Origin of the sequence: Abyssicoccus albus (genome assembly GCF_003815035.1) — a bacterium.
Classification (GTDB): domain Bacteria; phylum Bacillota; class Bacilli; order Staphylococcales; family Abyssicoccaceae; genus Abyssicoccus; species Abyssicoccus albus.
This window is the reverse complement of the sequence record NZ_RKRK01000002.1, coordinates 776850-795318: the sequence shown is the minus strand read 5'-3', so window position 1 is coordinate 795318 and position 18469 is coordinate 776850. Positions and strand designations below refer to the sequence as shown.

The window sequence follows — 18469 nt, the reverse complement described above, 5'->3', positions numbered from 1 at the left end:
TGATTAATAATATATTGGAACAAACTAAAAAGCGATAACGCCTGTTATCGCTTTTTGCATTGAGAATAATAAAGTATTATGTTATTATGACATAATGAATAACTATATATAGAAAGTATGATGTGTATCATGAATAAAACAGTTGCCTTTCATACGTTAGGCTGTAAAGTAAATCATTATGAAACTGAAGCAATTTGGCAGTTATTTAAAGCTGATGGTTATGAACGAGTATCGTTTAATACAAATGCAGATGTATTTGTCATTAATACGTGTACTGTGACGAATACAGGGGATAAGAAAAGTCGCCAAGTGATTCGTCGTGCAATTCGATCGAATCCTGATGCAGTGATTTGTGTTACTGGATGTTATGCCCAAACGTCACCTGCTGAGATTATGGACATTCCAGGTGTTGACATTGTTGTTGGGACTCAAGACCGTGAAAAGATGCTACCTTACATTGAACAATACATGGAAGAGCGTCAACCGATTAATGGTGTTAAAAACATTATGAAAAACCGTACATATGAAGAGTTAGATGTACCGTATTTCACTGATCGTACGAGAGCAAGCCTGAAAATTCAAGAAGGATGTAACAACTTCTGTACATTTTGTATTATCCCTTGGGCGCGTGGTTTAATGCGTTCTAGAGATCCAAAGATGGTCATAGAACAAGCTACTCAACTTGTTCAATCTGGTTACCGTGAAATTGTCTTAACTGGAATTCATACAGGTGGATATGGTTCAGATTTGAAAGATTACAACTTAGCACAATTATTACGAGATTTGGAAACGATTGATGGATTAGAGCGTCTTAGAATTTCATCCATCGAAGCGAGTCAATTGACTGACGAAGTGATTGAAGTGTTAGATCAATCGAAGAAAGTCGTTAGACATCTTCACGTCCCATTACAATCAGGATCAGATACTGTACTTAAAAGAATGCGTCGTAAATATACAATGGCTGAATTCAGTGAACGCATCCAAAAACTTCATCGAATTATGCCTGATGTTGCGATTACGAGTGATGTTATTGTTGGATTCCCAGGTGAAACTGAGGAAGAATTTATGGAAACATATAAATTTATAAAAGATCATCATTTCAGCGAATTGCATGTCTTCCCATATAGTATGAGAACTGGAACACCAGCAGCGCGGATGGAAGATCAAATTGAACAAACAATTAAAGATGACCGTGTGGCTCGTCTAATTGAATTGAGTGACCAACTTGCGCTGAGCTATGCTAAACGTTTTGAAGGTGAAGTACTTGAGATTATTCCAGAAGAATATTCTAAAGACGATGAAGCGTTAATTGGATATACTGACAATTATATGAAAGTTGCACTTGCTGGTGACGAATCACTTGTAGGAGAGATTGTTAAAGTGAAAATTACACAAGCTGGTTACCCGATTAATCATGGTGAATTTGTAAAAATCGAACAACACGCTCACCATAAGGAAACTCGCTCAGAAGTAGAAGTGACGATATAATATTGCGTATGATGACAATGTTTTATTGAATTCTATTAGAGTGGGTTGACGACTTACTTACTATTCATTATAATATAGTAATATATGCTATCTTTAAATTGAGCATATATGATTTAAAAGTAACGTTGTCAATGTTCGGAGGGAGGGAAAACACATGTCTAAAACTGTAGTTAAAAAGAACGAAAACATCGAAGATGCTTTACGTCGTTTTAAGCGTTCTGTTTCTAAAAGTGGTACAATTCAAGAAGTACGTAAGCGTGAATATTATGAAAAGCCAAGCGTGCGCCGTAAAAAGAAATCAGAGGCAGCTCGTAAACGTAAATTTAAGTAGTTTTACGCTCCCTCGCGTAACATTTTCTTAATAGATAAACTCAATCTACTGTTTGTAGGTTGAGTTTTTTTGTGAATTGAGACGTAACATATATCAATATATGTTATAGATTGATATAATACACATATGGGGGTGATGGGGTGAACGAACTTTGGTCTACAGCATGGTATAACCACCCAATGCTATTGCTATTCTTGTTGTTGATTATTTTTTGTGGTGCACTATATCAACTGTATTCTAGACATATTAATATTGCAGGAATCATGAGTGCACTTGCACTGTGTTTATTTATTGTGACCCAATTTATTGATGGAGAGTCTAATGGTTTAGCAATTGTTTTATTTATTATTGGTATTTCACTTATTTTTGCTGAATTTTTTGTATTTGGTTTGATTACCGGAATTATAGGTGTCATTTGTGTCGTGTTAAGCTTTATTTTGATGGCTGATAACGTTACAATGATTTCTTTATTACTTGCAATCGTTAGTTTTGTATTGATTATTGAATGGGTTATTCTAGTAAAGGTGTTGAAGAAAGAAATGCCATTTTTTAAACGTTTAATTTTAACTGATTCTACGAATAAAGAATCAGGGTATACGTCGCATGATGATTTTACATACTTAATGAATGAGATAGGAACGGCGCATACGGATTTAAGGCCTTCAGGCACGATGTCTTTGCACGATAATCGATACGATGTAGTTGCTGAAAGTTCTTTTATCGCACGTGGTTCAACAATTAAAGTCATCAAAGTTGAAGGATCAAGAATTGTCGTGAGAAACATCACTGAATCAACAGATTCGGTGAATGATTAAATAAATTATTTTTAAAAATAATTATTAAACAATTTCATTATTAAATGAATAGAAGGAGAGAAATTATGGAAGGATTAATTGGTATTATCATTATTATTGTTATTGCATTTATCGCTATTAGTGTGTTCTTATCATTTGTACCGATTGGATTATGGATATCAGCGATTGCAGCAGGAGTAAATGTAGGGATATTCTCACTTGTTGGAATGCGCTTAAGACGTGTTGCGCCGAAAAAGGTCATTAATCCGCTTGTTAAAGCACACAAAGCTGGATTAGATATTAGTACGAATCAATTAGAGTCACATTACCTTGCAGGGGGGAATGTTGATCGCGTCGTTGATGCATTGATTGCAGCTCAACGTGCAGATATTTCATTAACATTCGAACGTTGCGCTGCGATTGATTTAGCAGGTCGTGATGTATTAGAAGCTGTTCAAATGAGTGTAAACCCGAAAGTCATCGAAACACCGTTTATCGCAGGTGTTGCTATGGATGGGATAGAAGTGAAGGCGAAAGCAAGAATTACAGTACGTGCCAACATTGAACGACTTGTCGGTGGTGCAGGTGAAGATACGATTGTTGCCCGTGTCGGTGAAGGGATTGTATCAACGATTGGTTCATCAGAACGTCATACAAACGTATTAGAAAATCCTGACATGATTTCACAAACTGTACTCGGTAAAGGATTAGATTCAGGGACTGCATTTGAAATTCTGTCGATTGATATTGCGGATGTAGACATCGGTAAAAACATCGGTGCAGATCTTCAAACTGAGCAAGCAGTGGCTGATAAGAACATCGCTCAAGCTAAAGCCGAAGAGCGTCGTGCAATGGCTGTTGCGAAAGAACAAGAAATGAAAGCTCAAGTTGAAGAAATGAAAGCTAAAGTTGTTGAAGCTGAATCTGAAGTACCTCTTGCAATGGCACAAGCATTAAGAGAAGGTAATTTAGGCGTTGGAGATTACTTTAATTTGAAAAACATCGAATCTGATACAGATATGAGAAATTCTATTAAAGATATGGGTAAAGGTCAAAACCATTCAACTGATAGAAATTAGGTGATCATATGGAAATCATACCTATATTAATATTTATCGGAGGTATTGTGTACTCACTGATTGAATCAAGCCAAAAGAATAAGCAAAAGAAAAATACAATGCCAACTTTTTCTGGTAAAGATGTGAAAGACCCTAAACCATCACCCCATAAAAAGAGTTCTAATACTCGTAATGAAACACATCAGAAAGGTCTTAATCAAGATAATGGTTCTAATCCTTCAGAAAAACGCGGTAATATTTTTCAAGAGATGTTAAAAGAAATTGAGAACGAAATCAATAAAGAACTCGATACAAAAGACACAGGTAAACCATTGCCTAATCAGAGTATTCCAAAGCATACAAAGCTCACTGAAAAGCAAATAAACGATTTATTACATGCATTAAAGAAGCAAAAATTCACGCAAATTGACTTGAAGACAAATGATCGCATTAAAAAACGTCAAAAAGAATTACATGATATTGCAAAATCATACGGGATATCATATGAACAGTTGATGAATGAAGTTGTTCCGAAAGTGTTGAATCGATTGCCTGTGGATGAAAATGGATCAAGACGTCCAACAAGAAATACAGCAGAGCGTCAGTCAACTCGAAAGATTGATGAGATTCAAAGGAAAACTCGAGATCAATATGAGATTGATCGGAATGAAACAGTTTACAATCGAGATAAAAAGCACAAAGGGACTCAAGAGAAAGATTTCATTAAGCAACATGATTTAACTGAAATACCGCAGCTACAATTTTCTCAACAAGAAGTCATTCAAGGGATGATTATGAGTGAAATTTTATCACCACCGAAGTCTAAGCAACGTATAAAAAGATAACGATTTAAAAGGCTAAGAAGTAAGAATATTAGAGAATTGCTCAATGGATTGAGTAGTTCTCTTTTTTATTTATATTTTTAATTGGATTGATGAATCATTATTATTTAATTTCTCTTGAACTTTTTAATTTTAAATAATACTCTAAATTGCAACATATATAATATTAGTGGTATCTTAATAGTGTAAAGTAAATAATGAAATTTAAGATTAGAGTTAAGATTCAAATTCAAATTAAAGTGAAGAAAAAATTAGGAAATAGTTAAGAAAAAGTCTAAACTAAATTGTTTAAAGGAGTCTTTGAATGCCAAATATTATAAGTATAGATAGTATGGAAGAAGCTCAACTACTCATTGGGAATGGTGATGAGCACATTTTAATGATTGAAGAAGCGTTTAATGTAGATATACATACACTTGGGTCTGAGATTACTGTAGCCGGTGAAGACGATGATATTGATCGTGCTGAGACCGTGTTAATTAATCTACTCAAAATTATCCAAAAAGGTATGTCTATTAGTAAGCAAGATGTTCAATCAGCTATCGAGATGATGAATAAAGGCACGATAGATTATTTAGCAGATCTATACAATGAAGATATCGCTAAAACCGTAGGTGGTAAAGGAATCAAAGCGAAGACAACGGGGCAGCGTAAATATATCGAAGCGATGAAAAAATGTGACCTCGTATTTGGAATTGGTCCAGCTGGGACTGGTAAGACATTTTTAGCGGTTGTGATGGCAGCGCAAGCCCTTCGAACAAATAAAGTGAAACGTATTGTTCTGACTAGACCTGCTGTTGAAGCAGGAGAGAACTTAGGATTCCTCCCGGGTGATTTAAAAGAAAAAGTAGACCCATATTTACGTCCTTTATACGATGGTTTGCATACGATATTTGGTGCTGAACATACACAACGGTTAATCGAGCGAGGAGCGATTGAAGTTGCGCCACTTGCATATATGAGAGGTCGTACATTAGATGATGCGTATGTTATTTTGGATGAATCTCAAAATACAACGGAAGCGCAAATGAAGATGTTCCTGACACGGCTTGGATTTAATTCGAAGATGATTGTGACCGGTGATGTCACTCAGATTGATTTACCGAAATCAGCGAAAAGTGGTCTCGTTGAAGCAACGCATCGGTTAAAGGATATTAAAGGCATTGAAATGATTGAATTAGATGAAAGTGATGTCGTACGTCACCCACTCGTATCGAAAATTATTAATGCATATAAAGGAGCGATATAAATGGGATTAATCGATATCATTGATGAAGAAGTAAAAGTATCACCTGATCATAAAACACTAATCGAAACGGTAATTCAAAAAGCGATGGAAGTCGAAGCAGTTGAAGATGCTGAAGTGTCAATCGTCATTGTGAATGAAGAGACGATACAACAAATCAACGCTGAATATCGTAACAAGAATCAAGTGACTGATGTCATTTCATTTGCGCTAAATGATGATGAAGATGAACCAGTGAGTGAAGAGATGGGGAATATGTTAGGCGATATTATTATTTGCTATGAAGTTGCCGAACAACAAGCGAATGATTACAATCACACGATAGAACGAGAATTAGGATTTTTGGCACTCCATGGATTCCTACATTTGCTAGGATATGATCATATGAATGAAGAAGATGAACATAAGATGAATCAAAAGCAAGAAGAAATATTGAATGAGTTAGAGTTATATCGAGATTAGTTTGTATAAAATGATCTTATTATTGATTAAATTATATTAATTAGTTCAAAAAATATTAGAACAGATTCACAAGGTGAATTCAATGAAGCAAATGATGAAACAAACAATTCAAAGATTTCAATACACGTTCCAAGGTTGTCGTTGGATGTTGAATAAAGACTCAAAGTTTTTACAGCACATCGTCATGGCGGTTGCTGTTGTCCTTTTAAATATTATTCTAGGGATTGATTCGATTCAATTTGCTTTGACGATGACTGCAGTATTTCTTGTAATCATTACTGAAGTGATGAATACAGCGATAGAATATGTTGTCGATCTTGTCACGGATGAATATCATGACCTTGCGATGAAGGCAAAAGATGTTGCGGCATTTGGTGTGTTGCTTGCTGCAATATATGCATTAATGATCGCAGCCATTGTTTATTTGCCTTATATGATGTAAGTTTATTTGTAATTTCATTACACAATGGTATATCCGTTATAACATTAGAAAAGAGTGGTTAAATGTATCGTTTAAATGATAATGATTTCAAAGAAGCCCCGTTAAATGAAGCGTGGTTTAAAGAAGCAAAGCGTGCGCGTGAAAAGGCTTATGTTCCTTATTCAGAGTTCAAAGTTGGATGTTGTTTAGTGACAGATCAGGGTCAATATATACATGGTGCAAATATAGAAAATGCAAGTTACCCAGCGTCAATTTGTGCTGAACGGAGTGCTTTAGTCGGTGCGTATAGTCAAGGTATTACAAATTTTGAAGCGTTAGTTATTGTGACAGATAATAAAGAACCGTCATCGCCGTGTGGCGTGTGTAGGCAAGTGATGAGTGAGTTATGTGACTTATCTACTTATGTTTATATGGCCAATTTAGATGGGGATTATATTGTTATGACAGTGGATGAATTATTGCCGTTAAGTTTTTCTAAAGGAGATTTAAAATAAATGAGTGAACATAAATCAGGTTTTATTAGTATTATTGGACGTCCGAATGTAGGGAAGTCTACATTTATGAATCAAATTTTAGGTCGTAAAGTTGCGATTATGAGCGACAAAGCTCAAACAACACGAAATAGAATTCAAGGGATTTTAACGAAAGATACACATCAATTAATCTTTATCGACACACCTGGTATTCATAAGCCTAAGCATGCGTTAGGTGATTACATGATGAGCATGGCGAAGAATACATTAGATGAAGTGGATGTCATTATGTTTATGGTGAATGTTAATGAGAAGCTGGGTAAAGGTGATGAATATATCATCAATATGCTCAAGTCGACGAAGACACCTGTATTTCTTGTGTTAAACAAGATTGATTTAATTCATCCAGATGAAATGCTATCTATTATAGAACAATATAGACAATTGTATGATTTCAAAGAAATAATTCCTATTTCAGCAATCAATGGCCAAAATATAGAGACGTTAGAAACTGAACTTGTAAAGTATATGGAAGAAGGACCACAATTTTTCCCACCAGATCAAGTGACGGATCATCCAGAGCAGTTCATTATGGCTGAAATGATTCGTGAGAAAATTTTACAGACGACAGAACAGGAAATTCCACATTCTGTTGGAGTTGTTATCGAGTCATTAGAACGCATTGATGAAGATCATGTCGATGTGAATGCGTTAATTTATGTAGAACGAGCGAGTCAAAAAGGAATTATTATCGGGAAAAATGGAGCCAAACTAAAAGAAATTGGTAAAAGAGCGAGAAAAGATATAGAACATCTTCTCGGGAGTAAAGTGTATTTGCAAACATGGGTGAAAGTGCAGGCGGATTGGCGAAATAAACCAAACTTTATGAGACAGATTGGTTATGTAGAGGATGAATAATTCAAATGCTCCAAAAAAAGTCGGGAATATTGCTTAGAAAAGTCAACTACGGAGAGACAAGCAATATTATTACGGTGTTGACTGAGGATAATCAGTTTGTACCGATGATGGTGAGAGGATTGAATAAGTCATCCAGTCCTTTTACTGTGTTGAAGCAAGGATATGTTAAAGCGGTATACATTTATTATCAATCTAAAGGGCTAGGTCAATTGAATGCGATTGATGTGGAACAGCGTTATTCGACGATAGAGCAGCATATTGAGAAGTATAGTTCCGCTCAGTTTATTAATGAAGTCATGTTAAGGTTACAACATGAAGAGGTTGATGGCATTGATTTGTTTAATCTATTGGTTAAATCGATGGAATTTATTGATCAATCAAATGGCAATGGATTGGACGTTGCTTCACTTGTATTATGTAAATTACAACAATTGTTCGGATTGAATTTTCAATTCAATCACTGCACTAAGTGTCATCGTATCAATGTGAAAGAAGTGAAGTTGTCAGCGTTTAGTTATGCGACACACGGCGTCATTTGTGAGCAATGTGTTCAAGCGATGAATGAGTCTAATGATCAAAGCGAATCTTATGCCTTTATTAATCCGAAAGCAATATATGCATTAGATCGGTTAAATACGGTGCCAATCCATCAGTTGAATTCATTGAACTTAAGTGATGAAATATCTCGGGATATGTTTATGTTGATGGAGATGTTATATCGAGATTATGCAGGTCATGTATTTAAGACGAGTCAATTTATAAGGCAATTGAATGAGATGGATATTTAGTTTTCATGAACATTAGATGGTATTTAATGATGATTGATATTCATTAAAAAGTTATTAATTATACAAGGTTATTAATCACAGATTGTTATTTGGTATTTATTAGTACAAAATAACAATCTATTTTTATTATTTTAAACTATTTCTTATAATATTAATTAAGCGAGTTTCAATAAATATATTAAGGCGGTGTATTAATGGATGTAATTGAAGTGATGGATGAATTAGAGCAACTAGGTAAAGAGCGGATAAAGAAAAGATATTTGAAAGAAGGAGATAAAGAACCACTGTATGGTGTTGCTACTGGTGATATGAAACCACTTAAGAAAATGATTAAAAAGAATCAGATGTTAGCTAATGAACTATACTCAACAGGAAATTATGATGCGATGTATTTTGCAGGTGTAATCGCAGATCCGAAAATTATGACACGTAATGAATTTGAACAATGGATCAATCATGCTTATTTTTATATGATTAGTGATTATGTTGTAGCGGTAACATTATCAGAATCACCATTAGTATATGACATTGCAGATGATTGGATTAATTCAGAGGATGAGTTGACTCAATCAGCCGGTTGGCACGCGTATTGTTGGTTAATAGGACATAAGAAAGATGATTTATTAGACATAGATCGTCTTAAATCATTACTTTATAAAGCTTCAGATAATATTCATGATCAATTATACCGTGTGCAAGTTGCAATGAGTTATTTTATAAGTTGTGTCGGTATTTCATGTGAACCTTTGCATGAATTAGCGGTTAGGATTGCTACTGAGTTAGGGGAAATTCATGTCACTAAATCATCTGGTGAAGAAGTGATACTGAATCCATTAGCTTCTATTGAAAAAGCAAAAGAGAAAAATCGCATTGGGTTTAAACGAAGATATGTTAGATGCTAAGTTTGAATTAATGAGGTGAGCACATTGAAAGTTAGATAAGTTATGCCTAAGGATGCACAAAAAAATTATATCGTATACAAAAATTATTGGATAACATACGAATCATTTATTATGGCTCTATACTATTTAGGTCTAGTGATTATCACCAGTCCTAAATAGTATAGAGCCCTTTTAAGTTGTTTAACCTTTTTTGTATTCCTAAAAATCTTTCTATAAGCATACAACATTCTACGTATCCAATTAACATTTAGTTGTTAAATCAAACCATTGAAATTATCATTCTCATAAATGATAAATAACTATTTCTATTTGATATAGAGACATTATAAAAACCCCGATGTTAAACTTTAAAATCCAGCATCGGGGTTTGTTAACATTTTACATTGTCAACATATTTTATGAATTAAATTCATTGCTTATCATTGCTGTTTTTACGGCGTTTACCGAATAACAAGATCGAACCTAGAGCTGCAAATAATTCACCGAATAATGGCGCGTTATTTGTGCTTTCTGTTTCAACTGTGTCAGGTAAAATTTCTTTCTTCTCTTTAGCTGCTTCAGAAGGTTTTTCTTACTTTTCAACTGCTGGCTGTTCCGCGCTTGGAGTTGGAGTAACAGATGGTGTAGTTGGTTCGGCTGGTGTTGGTTCTACTACTGGTTTGTAGAAGTCACTGTCAATTGTGTAGTTGTCCGCATTATCAATCGTAACTGTTGTTGACGCTGTCTGAATCCAATGCGTCGTCACCTACGTTGACAACCGTCGTTTCATAACCTACCGGTTCTGTGAAAATTACTGTATAATCGCCGTTTATTAGTCCAGTAAATTCATATTTACCATCGCTGTTCCTACTGTAAACTTTCTGATTGAATATTTGTTCTGAATATTAGGTAGAAAATCTAGTTTTTCACTAATTTTTTAAATACCACTCCCAATATATACTAATTACTAATCTATTAAATAACTTTATATAAAGTTATTTAATAGAAGTCAATTTGTTTTTTCAGTACAAACCATCAAATTCAAGAGAGAATTTTTGATAATTCTGATAAAATAAGAACTGGCTCAATCCTTCATAAAACTTAATATTCCTTCTCAAAAATATACCTAATAGTAAAAAAAGATCTATACAAATATTCAAAAAATAACCACATTAGCCTATACTGTTCAATACATATACAAATTAACTTGTTTCAATAAAAAAAAGCCGAGAAATCCAAGGGATTTCTCGGTCTTTTCTTCTGTTTTATAGAATTTAGTTGCGTTAACTGAGTAAAATAACAAATAAGAACAACACAAACTAAATGTTAAGCTAAAATAATATATTTTCGTTGTACTTGATATACTCTCTATTACACAATATACACTAAATGTTTTTATTAATATTCGATATTAGGCGCCTTATTAACATGAGCTTGATAACGTTTTAATCCCAAAAAGGCAACAGTAATAACTACTAAAATTGTTAATATCTTATTCATTACAAACCTCCTATATCTCAACTTACGCTATAAATTATTTACTGCTCGTATAATAATTTAATTCTAAGTCTTTTGATGTTTGTTGACGTGTTTTTCTCATCAGTTCGATATCCTCAATTAATGATTTGCCATAAGATGGAATCATTTTTTTAATGATTGGCATCCATTGCTCTTCATATTCTGGGAAATTCTTTTCAATTACTTCTAACGCTACAGATACTGAAGTTGAAGCCCCAGGAGATTCACCTAATAAAGCGATAACTGAATGATCTTCAGAGTTAACTACTTCTGTACCGAATTGAATAAATCCTTTTCCGTATTCTGGAGTATCCTTAATGACTTGAACACGTTTACCAGCAGTGTATAATTGCCAATCTTCATCACGAGCTTCTGGATAGAATGTACGTAAATGATTCATACAACCTTCTTTAGTCATTAAAATTTGGTCAAATGAATATTTGATTAATGGTAAGTTCTTAGCTGCTGAAGCTAATAATGTCATAATATTGTAAGGCTTAACTGATTTGAACAAATCTAAATTAGAACCATTTTTCAAGAACTTAGGTCCTATGCTGGCAAACGGTCCGAACAATAATGTACGTTCTCCGTCAATGTAACGCGTATCCAAGTGCGGTACCGTCATAGGAGGTGTACCTGGTGGTTCTTTACCGTATACTTTAGCATCATGTTTTTCAATTACAGATGGGTTTGTACAAGTTAAAAATTGTCCTGTAATAGGGAAACCACCTAAATTTTTACTTTCAGGAATGCCTGTCTTTTGTAATAGTGGAATTGCGCCACCGCCTGCACCGATAAATACGTAATCTGCAAGCTCTGTTTGAACATCTGCGCTGTTACGTTGACGTACTTTAACTTCCCACTTGCCATCTTTACGATGATTAAAGTCAATGACTTCATGATTGTATTGAACATTTGCATTTGGATGTTCCTCAATACTCTTAGCCATTTTACGAGTAAGTTCTCCAAAATTGACATCTGTACCTTCATCAATTTTACTTGCCGCCATAATGTCGCTAGCACTATGCCCTTGCATCATTAATGGAATCCATTTTCTCATTTCTTCAATATCTTCGGTATATTCAATGTTATCAAACATTGGGGCATCTTTCATAGCATGATAACGGTCTTTTAAGAATTGAACGTTATTTTTTCCTCGCACGAAACTGATGTGAGGTAATGGTTTAATAAACTCTTTTGGATTAGAGATATTGTTACTCTTTACTAAATAGCTCCAGAATTGTTTTGAGATTTCAAATTGCTCATTAATCTCTTTTGCTTTCTCAATATCAATCGAACCATCAGGTTGTCTCACAGTATAATTTAATTCACATAAAGCTGCGTGACCTGTTCCTGCATTATGACGCTCATTTGAGCTTTCAATACCAGGTCGGTCTAAGCGCTCATAAAGTTTTATTTTCCAATTTGGTTCTAATTCTTTAAGCATAGAACTAAAAGTGGTACTTAAAACACCAGCGCCAATAACAACAACTGTTTTTGACTCTTTATTATTCATAATTGACTCCCTTTCTTATTTTGAATACAGAAAACATTATAATACAAAAATCAAATTAATGAAAATACTAAGTTTCAATATAAATCATTCTTTTATGGAATATAAGCCTAGATTTATCATTGTCTAATAGTACCTTAAGTTATAAAAATGCTAAGAATAAATGGCCAAATACACACAAATATAAGGAGACCTATACTAAAACGCATGGTCATTTTCATCAATTGTGATTTCATTCCCTACTTCATTAACTGCTGCGGTAGCAATAGCAATAGATTGTGGCGATACAATTTTAGCAGTTACACCACCAGCAACATTAGCAGCAACCAATAAAGAACCTTTAAGATCAATTTGAGTCGCAACGGATGCTTGGATAGGTGCAAAGAGAACATTATTATTCACAACAGAGCCTGTCATAAATACACTAATCCACCCTAATATCGGAGATAACAATGGGAAAATAGAACCTGACTTCGAAATACCTTGTCCCATTGCACTACTTAAACCACCGTAAGTTGTCACCTTAGATACTGCTAAAATAAAGCAAATTGTTATAAATAACTCATTAATCTATTTTGCTGTAGGATATTATACCTTTCATTATTTTGTTAATAAAGCTATTGATAAGGGGATTTTAGGTAGCTATTAGTCTCAAGTATCAAAATTTATTCATTGGAAATTGTTATAAAGGTTAAACATGTACTGAGTTATTGATTAGAACTTAGATAATAGGAGATTTTTTATGAAAATTTTAAGAGAAATAACGTATGATGATAAAGAAGAGTATATTGAATATATGAACCATTGGGATGATTCTGAAAATATTGTACCATCATCCACTGATTTTAAAAAGTACGACAATTTTGAAGATATTATAAAAAAGTTAGAACTTAGAAAATTTGATCAGGAATGGTTACCTAATACAACATTAAACATATTAAAGATTTACAAAAGTATATAATTGATTAGGAAAAATTTAATACGTTATGGATTAAACGTTGTTCAGATTGGATGAATAATATTGACAACTTATAAAAAAACCATTGCCTATATAAAATATAGGCAATGGTTTAAAATATTTATTGATTAATCTTCTCACGTAAAAAGTCATTCAATTCGCTAATTGGCATACGTGTTTGTTCCATTGTATCACGGTCACGTACAGTGACTTGTTGGTCTTCTAATGAATCGAAGTCAAATGTAATACAGAATGGTGTTCCGATTTCATCTTGTCTTCTATAACGTTTACCAATCGACTGAGATTCATCAAATTCTACGTTAAATTCACTTGATAATTGCTCATATACTTTAATCGCATCATCACTTAACTTTTTAGATAAAGGTAAGATGGCTGCTTTGTAAGGTGCTAATTTTGGATGGAAGCGTAACACTGTTCTTGTCGTGTCATCTTCTAACGTTTCTTCATCATATGCATCACATAAGAATGCAAGTGTTACACGGTCAGCACCGAGTGATGGTTCGATTGTGTATGGGATATATTTTTCATTATTTGCTTGGTCATGGTACATGAAGTCGTCATTTGAATGATCCATATGCTTCTTCAAGTCATAATCAGTACGACTCGCGATGCCCCATAATTCACCCCAACCAAATGGGAATTTATATTCGATATCCGTTGTAGCATTAGAGTAGTGTGATAATTCATCTGCATCATGGTCTCTTAATCGTATGTTATCATCTGATAGGTTCAAATCCTTCAACCAATTGTGTGCAAATTCTTTCCAATACACTTGCCAATCAACTTCTGTTCCTGGTTTGCAAAAGAATTCAAGTTCCATTTGTTCGAATTCACGTGTTCTGAAAATAAAGTTACCAGGTGTGATTTCGTTACGGAATGACTTACCAATTTGCCCGATACCAAATGGTACTTTTTTACGCATTGTACGTTGAACATTTTTAAAGTTGACGAATATACCTTGTGCTGTTTCAGGACGTAAGAAGATTTCATTCGTAGATGATTCTGTAACACCTTGGAACGTCTTGAACATTAAGTTGAATTGTCTTACTTCAGTCCAATTGCTCGTATTACTTTGAGGACATACAATCCCTTTTTCATGGATAAATTTTTCCATTTCATCGAAGCTCATACCATCTGCGATAAAGTTTTCATCACCTTCAACGTTTTGCATATAATCTTCAATCAATTTATCTGCGCGGTAACGAACTTTAGAGTCTTTATTATCGATCATAGGATCATTGAAATTACCTAAATGACCACTAGCTTCCCACGTTTTCGTATTCATTAAGATGGCCGCATCTAATCCAACATTGTATGGAGATTGTTGAATAAATGACTTCCACCATTGTTGTTTAATGTTGTTTTTCAATTCAACCCCCAGTGGACCATAGTCCCATGTATTTGATAAACCACCATAAATTTCACTACCTGGGAAGACGAATCCTCTTGTTTTCGCTAAGTTTACGATTGATTCCATTTTGTTAGACATTTGATTAGCTCCTTTTGTGTTTGTATTTTTGAATTAATAATAAAGATTAAAGAATAAAAATTAAAGATTAAGGATTAAAGATAAAAATGAATTCATTCATTTTATAACTTTAGTACAGTATAATAAAGTTGAAATAAATATAAGAATTATAAAAATTATAAAAGTTGAAATAAATAAAGTCCCAAGACAATGATATTTACATTGTCTTGGGACGAGTGATATAATTTATATTTACCCGCGGTTCCACCCAATTTAGTGTATCCACTCACTTTTAAATATTTAATCTGACCAAAGTTATTGTGTTAAGCTCTCACTATCCTTAACTCGCTTAAATTTATCTTAAGTAAAATATATTGAAGATTGATTGAATTGTCAAGAGAAGTACATTGTTGGTTATGATATATCCATTATGAGCGTATTATATTCTAATTTTTATTAAGGTATTATATTTAATATTTATTGTTTAACATCATTTACTATATAGATAGATATATGTATATGGAGTAAAAAGTAGTAAGTCACTTTAAATACATAATTTACTTAATGGAGGTTCATTATGATTGAAATCATGGTCTTATCAGATTCAGTTGGCGAAACGGCTGAATCCGTCATTGATGCGTGTACTGCACAATTTAATATTGATGAAGAGTCTTTAACATTGACGCGAATTCCATACATTAAATCCACCGACCAATTAAATGTACTATATGATATTGAAGATGTGCAAAATACAATTATTGTGTATACGTTTGTTGTGCCGGAGATTAAATCACACGTTGTAAGGATTGCGGATGAATTAGGGATTGTTGCGATTGATTTAATGAATCCATTATTGGATGTTCTATCGACGAAACTTGGTCAATCTCCGAAGAAAAAACCTGGTTTAGTGCATCGACTGGATGAAGAGTATTTCAAAAAAATTGATGCGATTGAATTCGCTGTCAAATATGATGATGGTCGAGATGTGACGGGACTCGATAAGGCGGATATCGTATTGATTGGTATTTCAAGAACGAGTAAAACACCATTAAGTCAATATTTAGCACACAAAAGTTATAAAGTAATGAACGTACCGCTTGTGCCAGAAGTGGATCCTCCTGAAGAACTATTTAATATAGATCCTAATAAATGTATCGCATTGAAGATAGATTCTGTTAAATTAAATGAAATTAGGAAAGAACGATTAAAACAGCTTGGTCTTGATGACCATGTATCCTATGCACGGAGTGAAAGAATTGAAGAAGAACTTGAACATTTTCACTGTGTTGTGGAACGTCTTCAATGTGAAGTGATTGATGTAAGTCATAGAGCGATTGAAGAGACTGCAAATTTAATTATTAAAATAATTCGTAAGAAGCGTGGTGCGCATGAGAATACCAGAGGATAGAATAGAAGAAATCAAAAGTAAAGTGAATATCGTTGACGTCGTGAGTCAATATGTAAAACTTGAAAAAAGAGGGAATAATTATGTAGGGTTGTGCCCATTTCATGACGAAAAAACACCATCATTTTCGGTTAATGAGCAGAAACAACTTTGTCATTGTTTTGGGTGTAAAAATGGGGGAAGCATCTTTAGTTTTATTCAAAAAATTGAAGGTATTGACTTTCCTGAAGCCGTCATGAAAATTGCGAAAGAATATAACATTGAGTTACCTGACAATATTACCTCGAATACACCTGACATATCGACTGAAGAAATTCAGATGATTAAACTCCATGAAGTGGTCAGAGATCATTTACACTTTATTTTAATGAATACGAAAGAAGCTGAACCTGCTCTTGAATATTTATATTCACGCGGTTTTACTGATGAAATGTTGTCGGAATTAAAGATCGGTGTAACCATTAATCATCCGTCTTATGTGACGACATTTATTAAAGAGGAGACTGACTTTGAACAAGAGTTGGCATATCTTGCTGGTGTCATTAGTAAAAACGAAGAGACGAATCAATACTATGATTATTTCAGAAATCGAATCATATTTCCGTTGAATAATCATAAAGGCCAACCAGTTGGTTTCTCAGGGAGGACATACTCTAATGAAGAACCTAAGTACTTAAACAGTAAAGAAACACCACTGTTTCAAAAACGCAAAATGCTTTATAATTTACATGGCGCACGAAAAGCAATACGTGATCAAGATGAAGTGATTGTGGCAGAAGGCTTTATGGATGTCATTAAAATTAATAAAGCAACTCAAAATGTTGTTGCCACAATGGGAACTGCATTAACAAAAGACCATATTAATGCATTAAAGCGATTAACGAATCATATTACATTGTTATATGATGGAGACCGTGCAGGAATTGAAGCATCTTATAAAAGTTCCGAGCTCATCATGAGTGAACAATTAAATCCATATATTATTCGATTGAAAGATGGATTAGACCCAGATGAATTTATTGAATCTAAAGGTGTAGAGGCATTTAATTCATTTATTAAGCATCATAAAACACATTATCTTATTCAAAAAGTGAATGATTATGAACAGGAAATTCATGATAATGATGTTCAGTTCGAGAGAATTTACAATGAAATCACAAGTGAAATTCCGATGATTAAAAGTAGTGTATTACGGGAAAAAGTAATAAAACATGTATCCTCTGTATTTCAGATTGATGTTCAGACCATTACGCAATCATTACCTGTGTTTCACCAATCTAATAATGAACAAGAATATTATAATGTCCCTGTAGAGCAATCTGTAGAACATGAGTTAAATCGTTATTTAAAACAGAATCCTTATGCTAGAAGTGAATTGATGTTATTGAAATATTTGACGAATCATTTAAATATATTTGAGCAGGTGAGAGAACACATTGATGAGGACCACTTTAAAGAATATGCGACAAAAGATATCTATAATGATTTGAATCGTCAATATGACAATCATAAGCAGTTTGATTTATCTGAAACGTTAACTCAACTACAACATATCGATGACAATTATTCACAAGAACGAAAATCATTAACCAAGTCAGATGTATTGCTATTGATGGATCAAATGAATATTCCTGATGAGCCATCATTACAAGAAGTTGAAGAATATATTGATAACATTGTTTATAAACGTATTCTTGAAGAGAAATATAAATCACTTCAATTAAAGTTGAGTCACCTGGATAATTCTGAAATTGAATTAGTGAGTGAATATGTTCAAAAGATGATTGATATTCAGAAACAGTTAAAAGAGTAAAAGAAGACAAATGAACTAGTAATATAAATAATTCATGTTTGATGTATATA

At 33.6% G+C, this 18469-nt stretch carries 22 protein-coding genes and 1 pseudogene; 15 read left to right on the top strand and 8 right to left on the bottom strand.

Annotated features, from left to right (window positions below):
* The first annotated feature begins 129 nt into the window (after positions 1–129).
* The 12 genes from mtaB to EDD62_RS03810 all read left to right on the top strand — a co-directional run bounded on the left by mtaB (position 130) and on the right by EDD62_RS03810 (position 9744).
* The gene (gene mtaB / locus EDD62_RS03865) at positions 130–1488 is read left to right on the top strand and encodes a tRNA (N(6)-L-threonylcarbamoyladenosine(37)-C(2))-methylthiotransferase MtaB (protein WP_123807596.1); all 1359 of its coding nucleotides are present in this window, start codon (positions 130–132) and stop codon (positions 1486–1488) included.
* A 154-nt stretch (positions 1489–1642) separates the two neighbouring features.
* Entirely contained in the window at positions 1643–1819 is a 177-nt protein-coding gene (rpsU, locus tag EDD62_RS03860) for a 30S ribosomal protein S21 (protein WP_077140130.1), read from the top strand.
* A 140-nt stretch (positions 1820–1959) separates the two neighbouring features.
* Positions 1960–2634: an NfeD family protein gene (locus tag EDD62_RS03855; RefSeq protein ID WP_123807595.1), complete on the top strand. Its 675-nt coding sequence runs from the start codon at positions 1960–1962 to the stop codon at positions 2632–2634.
* Between the two features lie 65 nt (positions 2635–2699).
* Complete coding sequence (gene floA, locus EDD62_RS03850) at positions 2700–3692, top strand: flotillin-like protein FloA (protein ID WP_077140131.1); 993 nt, start codon at positions 2700–2702, stop codon at positions 3690–3692.
* Between the two features lie 8 nt (positions 3693–3700).
* Entirely contained in the window at positions 3701–4516 is an 816-nt protein-coding gene (locus tag EDD62_RS03845; RefSeq protein WP_123807594.1) for a hypothetical protein, read from the top strand.
* 301 nt (positions 4517–4817) lie between these two features.
* Positions 4818–5762: a PhoH family protein gene (locus EDD62_RS03840; protein ID WP_077140133.1), complete on the top strand. Its 945-nt coding sequence runs from the start codon at positions 4818–4820 to the stop codon at positions 5760–5762.
* Positions 5763–6221: an rRNA maturation RNase YbeY gene (ybeY, locus tag EDD62_RS03835; protein WP_123807593.1), complete on the top strand. Its 459-nt coding sequence runs from the start codon at positions 5763–5765 to the stop codon at positions 6219–6221.
* A gap of 82 nt (positions 6222–6303) precedes the next feature.
* Positions 6304–6663, top strand: a complete 360-nt coding sequence (locus EDD62_RS03830) for a diacylglycerol kinase (protein WP_249037326.1) — start codon at positions 6304–6306, stop codon at positions 6661–6663.
* A gap of 62 nt (positions 6664–6725) precedes the next feature.
* Positions 6726–7157 (top strand): cytidine deaminase, encoded by a 432-nt coding sequence (cdd, locus tag EDD62_RS03825; protein ID WP_123807592.1) that lies wholly within the window; start codon positions 6726–6728, stop codon positions 7155–7157.
* Positions 7158–8054 carry a GTPase Era gene (era, locus tag EDD62_RS03820; protein WP_123807591.1) on the top strand — a complete coding sequence of 299 codons (897 nt, stop codon included), beginning with the start codon at positions 7158–7160 and terminating at the stop codon, positions 8052–8054.
* A gap of 5 nt (positions 8055–8059) precedes the next feature.
* Positions 8060–8842, top strand: a complete 783-nt coding sequence (gene recO, locus EDD62_RS03815) for a DNA repair protein RecO (RefSeq protein ID WP_123807590.1) — start codon at positions 8060–8062, stop codon at positions 8840–8842.
* A 194-nt stretch (positions 8843–9036) separates the two neighbouring features.
* Positions 9037–9744, top strand: a complete 708-nt coding sequence (locus tag EDD62_RS03810; protein WP_123807589.1) for a DNA alkylation repair protein — start codon at positions 9037–9039, stop codon at positions 9742–9744.
* A 409-nt stretch (positions 9745–10153) separates the two neighbouring features.
* On the opposite strand, the gene EDD62_RS09425 is transcribed toward EDD62_RS03810, so the two are convergent.
* The 7 genes and pseudogenes from EDD62_RS09425 to EDD62_RS03785 form a co-directional block, all read right to left on the bottom strand.
* Positions 10154–10279, bottom strand: a complete 126-nt coding sequence (locus tag EDD62_RS09425) for an LPXTG cell wall anchor domain-containing protein (RefSeq protein WP_161485389.1) — start codon at positions 10277–10279, stop codon at positions 10154–10156.
* Positions 10280–10315: 36 nt separating this feature from the next.
* On the bottom strand, positions 10316–10489 hold the full coding sequence (locus EDD62_RS09165; protein WP_161485365.1) for a hypothetical protein: 174 nt from the start codon (positions 10487–10489) through the stop codon (positions 10316–10318).
* On the bottom strand, positions 10443–10556 hold the full coding sequence (locus EDD62_RS09420) for a hypothetical protein (protein ID WP_414731055.1): 114 nt from the start codon (positions 10554–10556) through the stop codon (positions 10443–10445). The genes EDD62_RS09165 and EDD62_RS09420 overlap by 47 nt, the downstream gene beginning before the upstream one ends.
* Positions 10556–10627 (bottom strand): YSIRK-type signal peptide-containing protein, encoded by a 72-nt coding sequence (locus EDD62_RS09415; RefSeq protein ID WP_414731054.1) that lies wholly within the window; start codon positions 10625–10627, stop codon positions 10556–10558. The genes EDD62_RS09420 and EDD62_RS09415 overlap by 1 nt, the downstream gene beginning before the upstream one ends.
* Positions 10628–11121: 494 nt before the next feature.
* The gene (locus tag EDD62_RS09330) at positions 11122–11223 is read right to left on the bottom strand and encodes an SE2200 family small protein (protein ID WP_077140139.1); all 102 of its coding nucleotides are present in this window, start codon (positions 11221–11223) and stop codon (positions 11122–11124) included.
* Between the two features lie 34 nt (positions 11224–11257).
* Entirely contained in the window at positions 11258–12757 is a 1500-nt protein-coding gene (gene lqo / locus EDD62_RS03790) for an L-lactate dehydrogenase (quinone) (protein ID WP_077140140.1), read from the bottom strand.
* Positions 12758–12891: 134 nt separating this feature from the next.
* Positions 12892–13309, bottom strand: a pseudogene (locus tag EDD62_RS03785) (L-lactate permease); the annotation flags it as partial.
* Positions 13310–13496: 187 nt separating this feature from the next.
* On the opposite strand from EDD62_RS03785, the gene EDD62_RS03780 reads away from it, so the two are divergent.
* Positions 13497–13715, top strand: a complete 219-nt coding sequence (locus EDD62_RS03780) for a hypothetical protein (RefSeq protein ID WP_123807588.1) — start codon at positions 13497–13499, stop codon at positions 13713–13715.
* A gap of 118 nt (positions 13716–13833) precedes the next feature.
* On the opposite strand, the gene EDD62_RS03775 is transcribed toward EDD62_RS03780, so the two are convergent.
* Positions 13834–15222 (bottom strand): glycine--tRNA ligase, encoded by a 1389-nt coding sequence (locus tag EDD62_RS03775; RefSeq protein ID WP_077140142.1) that lies wholly within the window; start codon positions 15220–15222, stop codon positions 13834–13836.
* Positions 15223–15778: 556 nt separating this feature from the next.
* Here EDD62_RS03775 and EDD62_RS03770 point away from each other — a divergent pair.
* Positions 15779–16609, top strand: a complete 831-nt coding sequence (locus EDD62_RS03770; protein WP_123807587.1) for a pyruvate, water dikinase regulatory protein — start codon at positions 15779–15781, stop codon at positions 16607–16609.
* On the top strand, positions 16590–18419 hold the full coding sequence (dnaG, locus tag EDD62_RS03765) for a DNA primase (protein WP_123807586.1): 1830 nt from the start codon (positions 16590–16592) through the stop codon (positions 18417–18419). Before EDD62_RS03770 ends, dnaG begins: the two co-directional genes overlap by 20 nt.
* Positions 18420–18469: the final 50 nt, after the last annotated feature.

Excerpts from the sequence above, each read along its gene's own strand:
- mtaB (WP_123807596.1), top strand. The coding sequence starts at position 130 with ATGAATAAAACAGTTGCCTTTCATACGTTAGGCTGTAAAGTAAATCAT.
- rpsU (WP_077140130.1), top strand. The coding sequence starts at position 1,643 with ATGTCTAAAACTGTAGTTAAAAAGAACGAAAACATCGAAGATGCTTTA.
- floA (WP_077140131.1), top strand. The coding sequence starts at position 2,700 with ATGGAAGGATTAATTGGTATTATCATTATTATTGTTATTGCATTTATC.
- EDD62_RS03845 (WP_123807594.1), top strand. The coding sequence starts at position 3,701 with ATGGAAATCATACCTATATTAATATTTATCGGAGGTATTGTGTACTCA.
- EDD62_RS03840 (WP_077140133.1), top strand. The coding sequence starts at position 4,818 with ATGCCAAATATTATAAGTATAGATAGTATGGAAGAAGCTCAACTACTC.
- ybeY (WP_123807593.1), top strand. The coding sequence starts at position 5,763 with ATGGGATTAATCGATATCATTGATGAAGAAGTAAAAGTATCACCTGAT.
- EDD62_RS03830 (WP_249037326.1), top strand. The coding sequence starts at position 6,304 with ATGAAGCAAATGATGAAACAAACAATTCAAAGATTTCAATACACGTTC.
- cdd (WP_123807592.1), top strand. The coding sequence starts at position 6,726 with ATGTATCGTTTAAATGATAATGATTTCAAAGAAGCCCCGTTAAATGAA.
- era (WP_123807591.1), top strand. The coding sequence starts at position 7,158 with ATGAGTGAACATAAATCAGGTTTTATTAGTATTATTGGACGTCCGAAT.
- recO (WP_123807590.1), top strand. The coding sequence starts at position 8,060 with ATGCTCCAAAAAAAGTCGGGAATATTGCTTAGAAAAGTCAACTACGGA.
- EDD62_RS03810 (WP_123807589.1), top strand. The coding sequence starts at position 9,037 with ATGGATGTAATTGAAGTGATGGATGAATTAGAGCAACTAGGTAAAGAG.
- EDD62_RS09330 (WP_077140139.1), bottom strand. The coding sequence starts at position 11,223 with ATGAATAAGATATTAACAATTTTAGTAGTTATTACTGTTGCCTTTTTG.
- lqo (WP_077140140.1), bottom strand. The coding sequence starts at position 12,757 with ATGAATAATAAAGAGTCAAAAACAGTTGTTGTTATTGGCGCTGGTGTT.
- EDD62_RS03780 (WP_123807588.1), top strand. The coding sequence starts at position 13,497 with ATGAAAATTTTAAGAGAAATAACGTATGATGATAAAGAAGAGTATATT.
- EDD62_RS03775 (WP_077140142.1), bottom strand. The coding sequence starts at position 15,222 with ATGTCTAACAAAATGGAATCAATCGTAAACTTAGCGAAAACAAGAGGA.
- EDD62_RS03770 (WP_123807587.1), top strand. The coding sequence starts at position 15,779 with ATGATTGAAATCATGGTCTTATCAGATTCAGTTGGCGAAACGGCTGAA.
- dnaG (WP_123807586.1), top strand. The coding sequence starts at position 16,590 with ATGAGAATACCAGAGGATAGAATAGAAGAAATCAAAAGTAAAGTGAAT.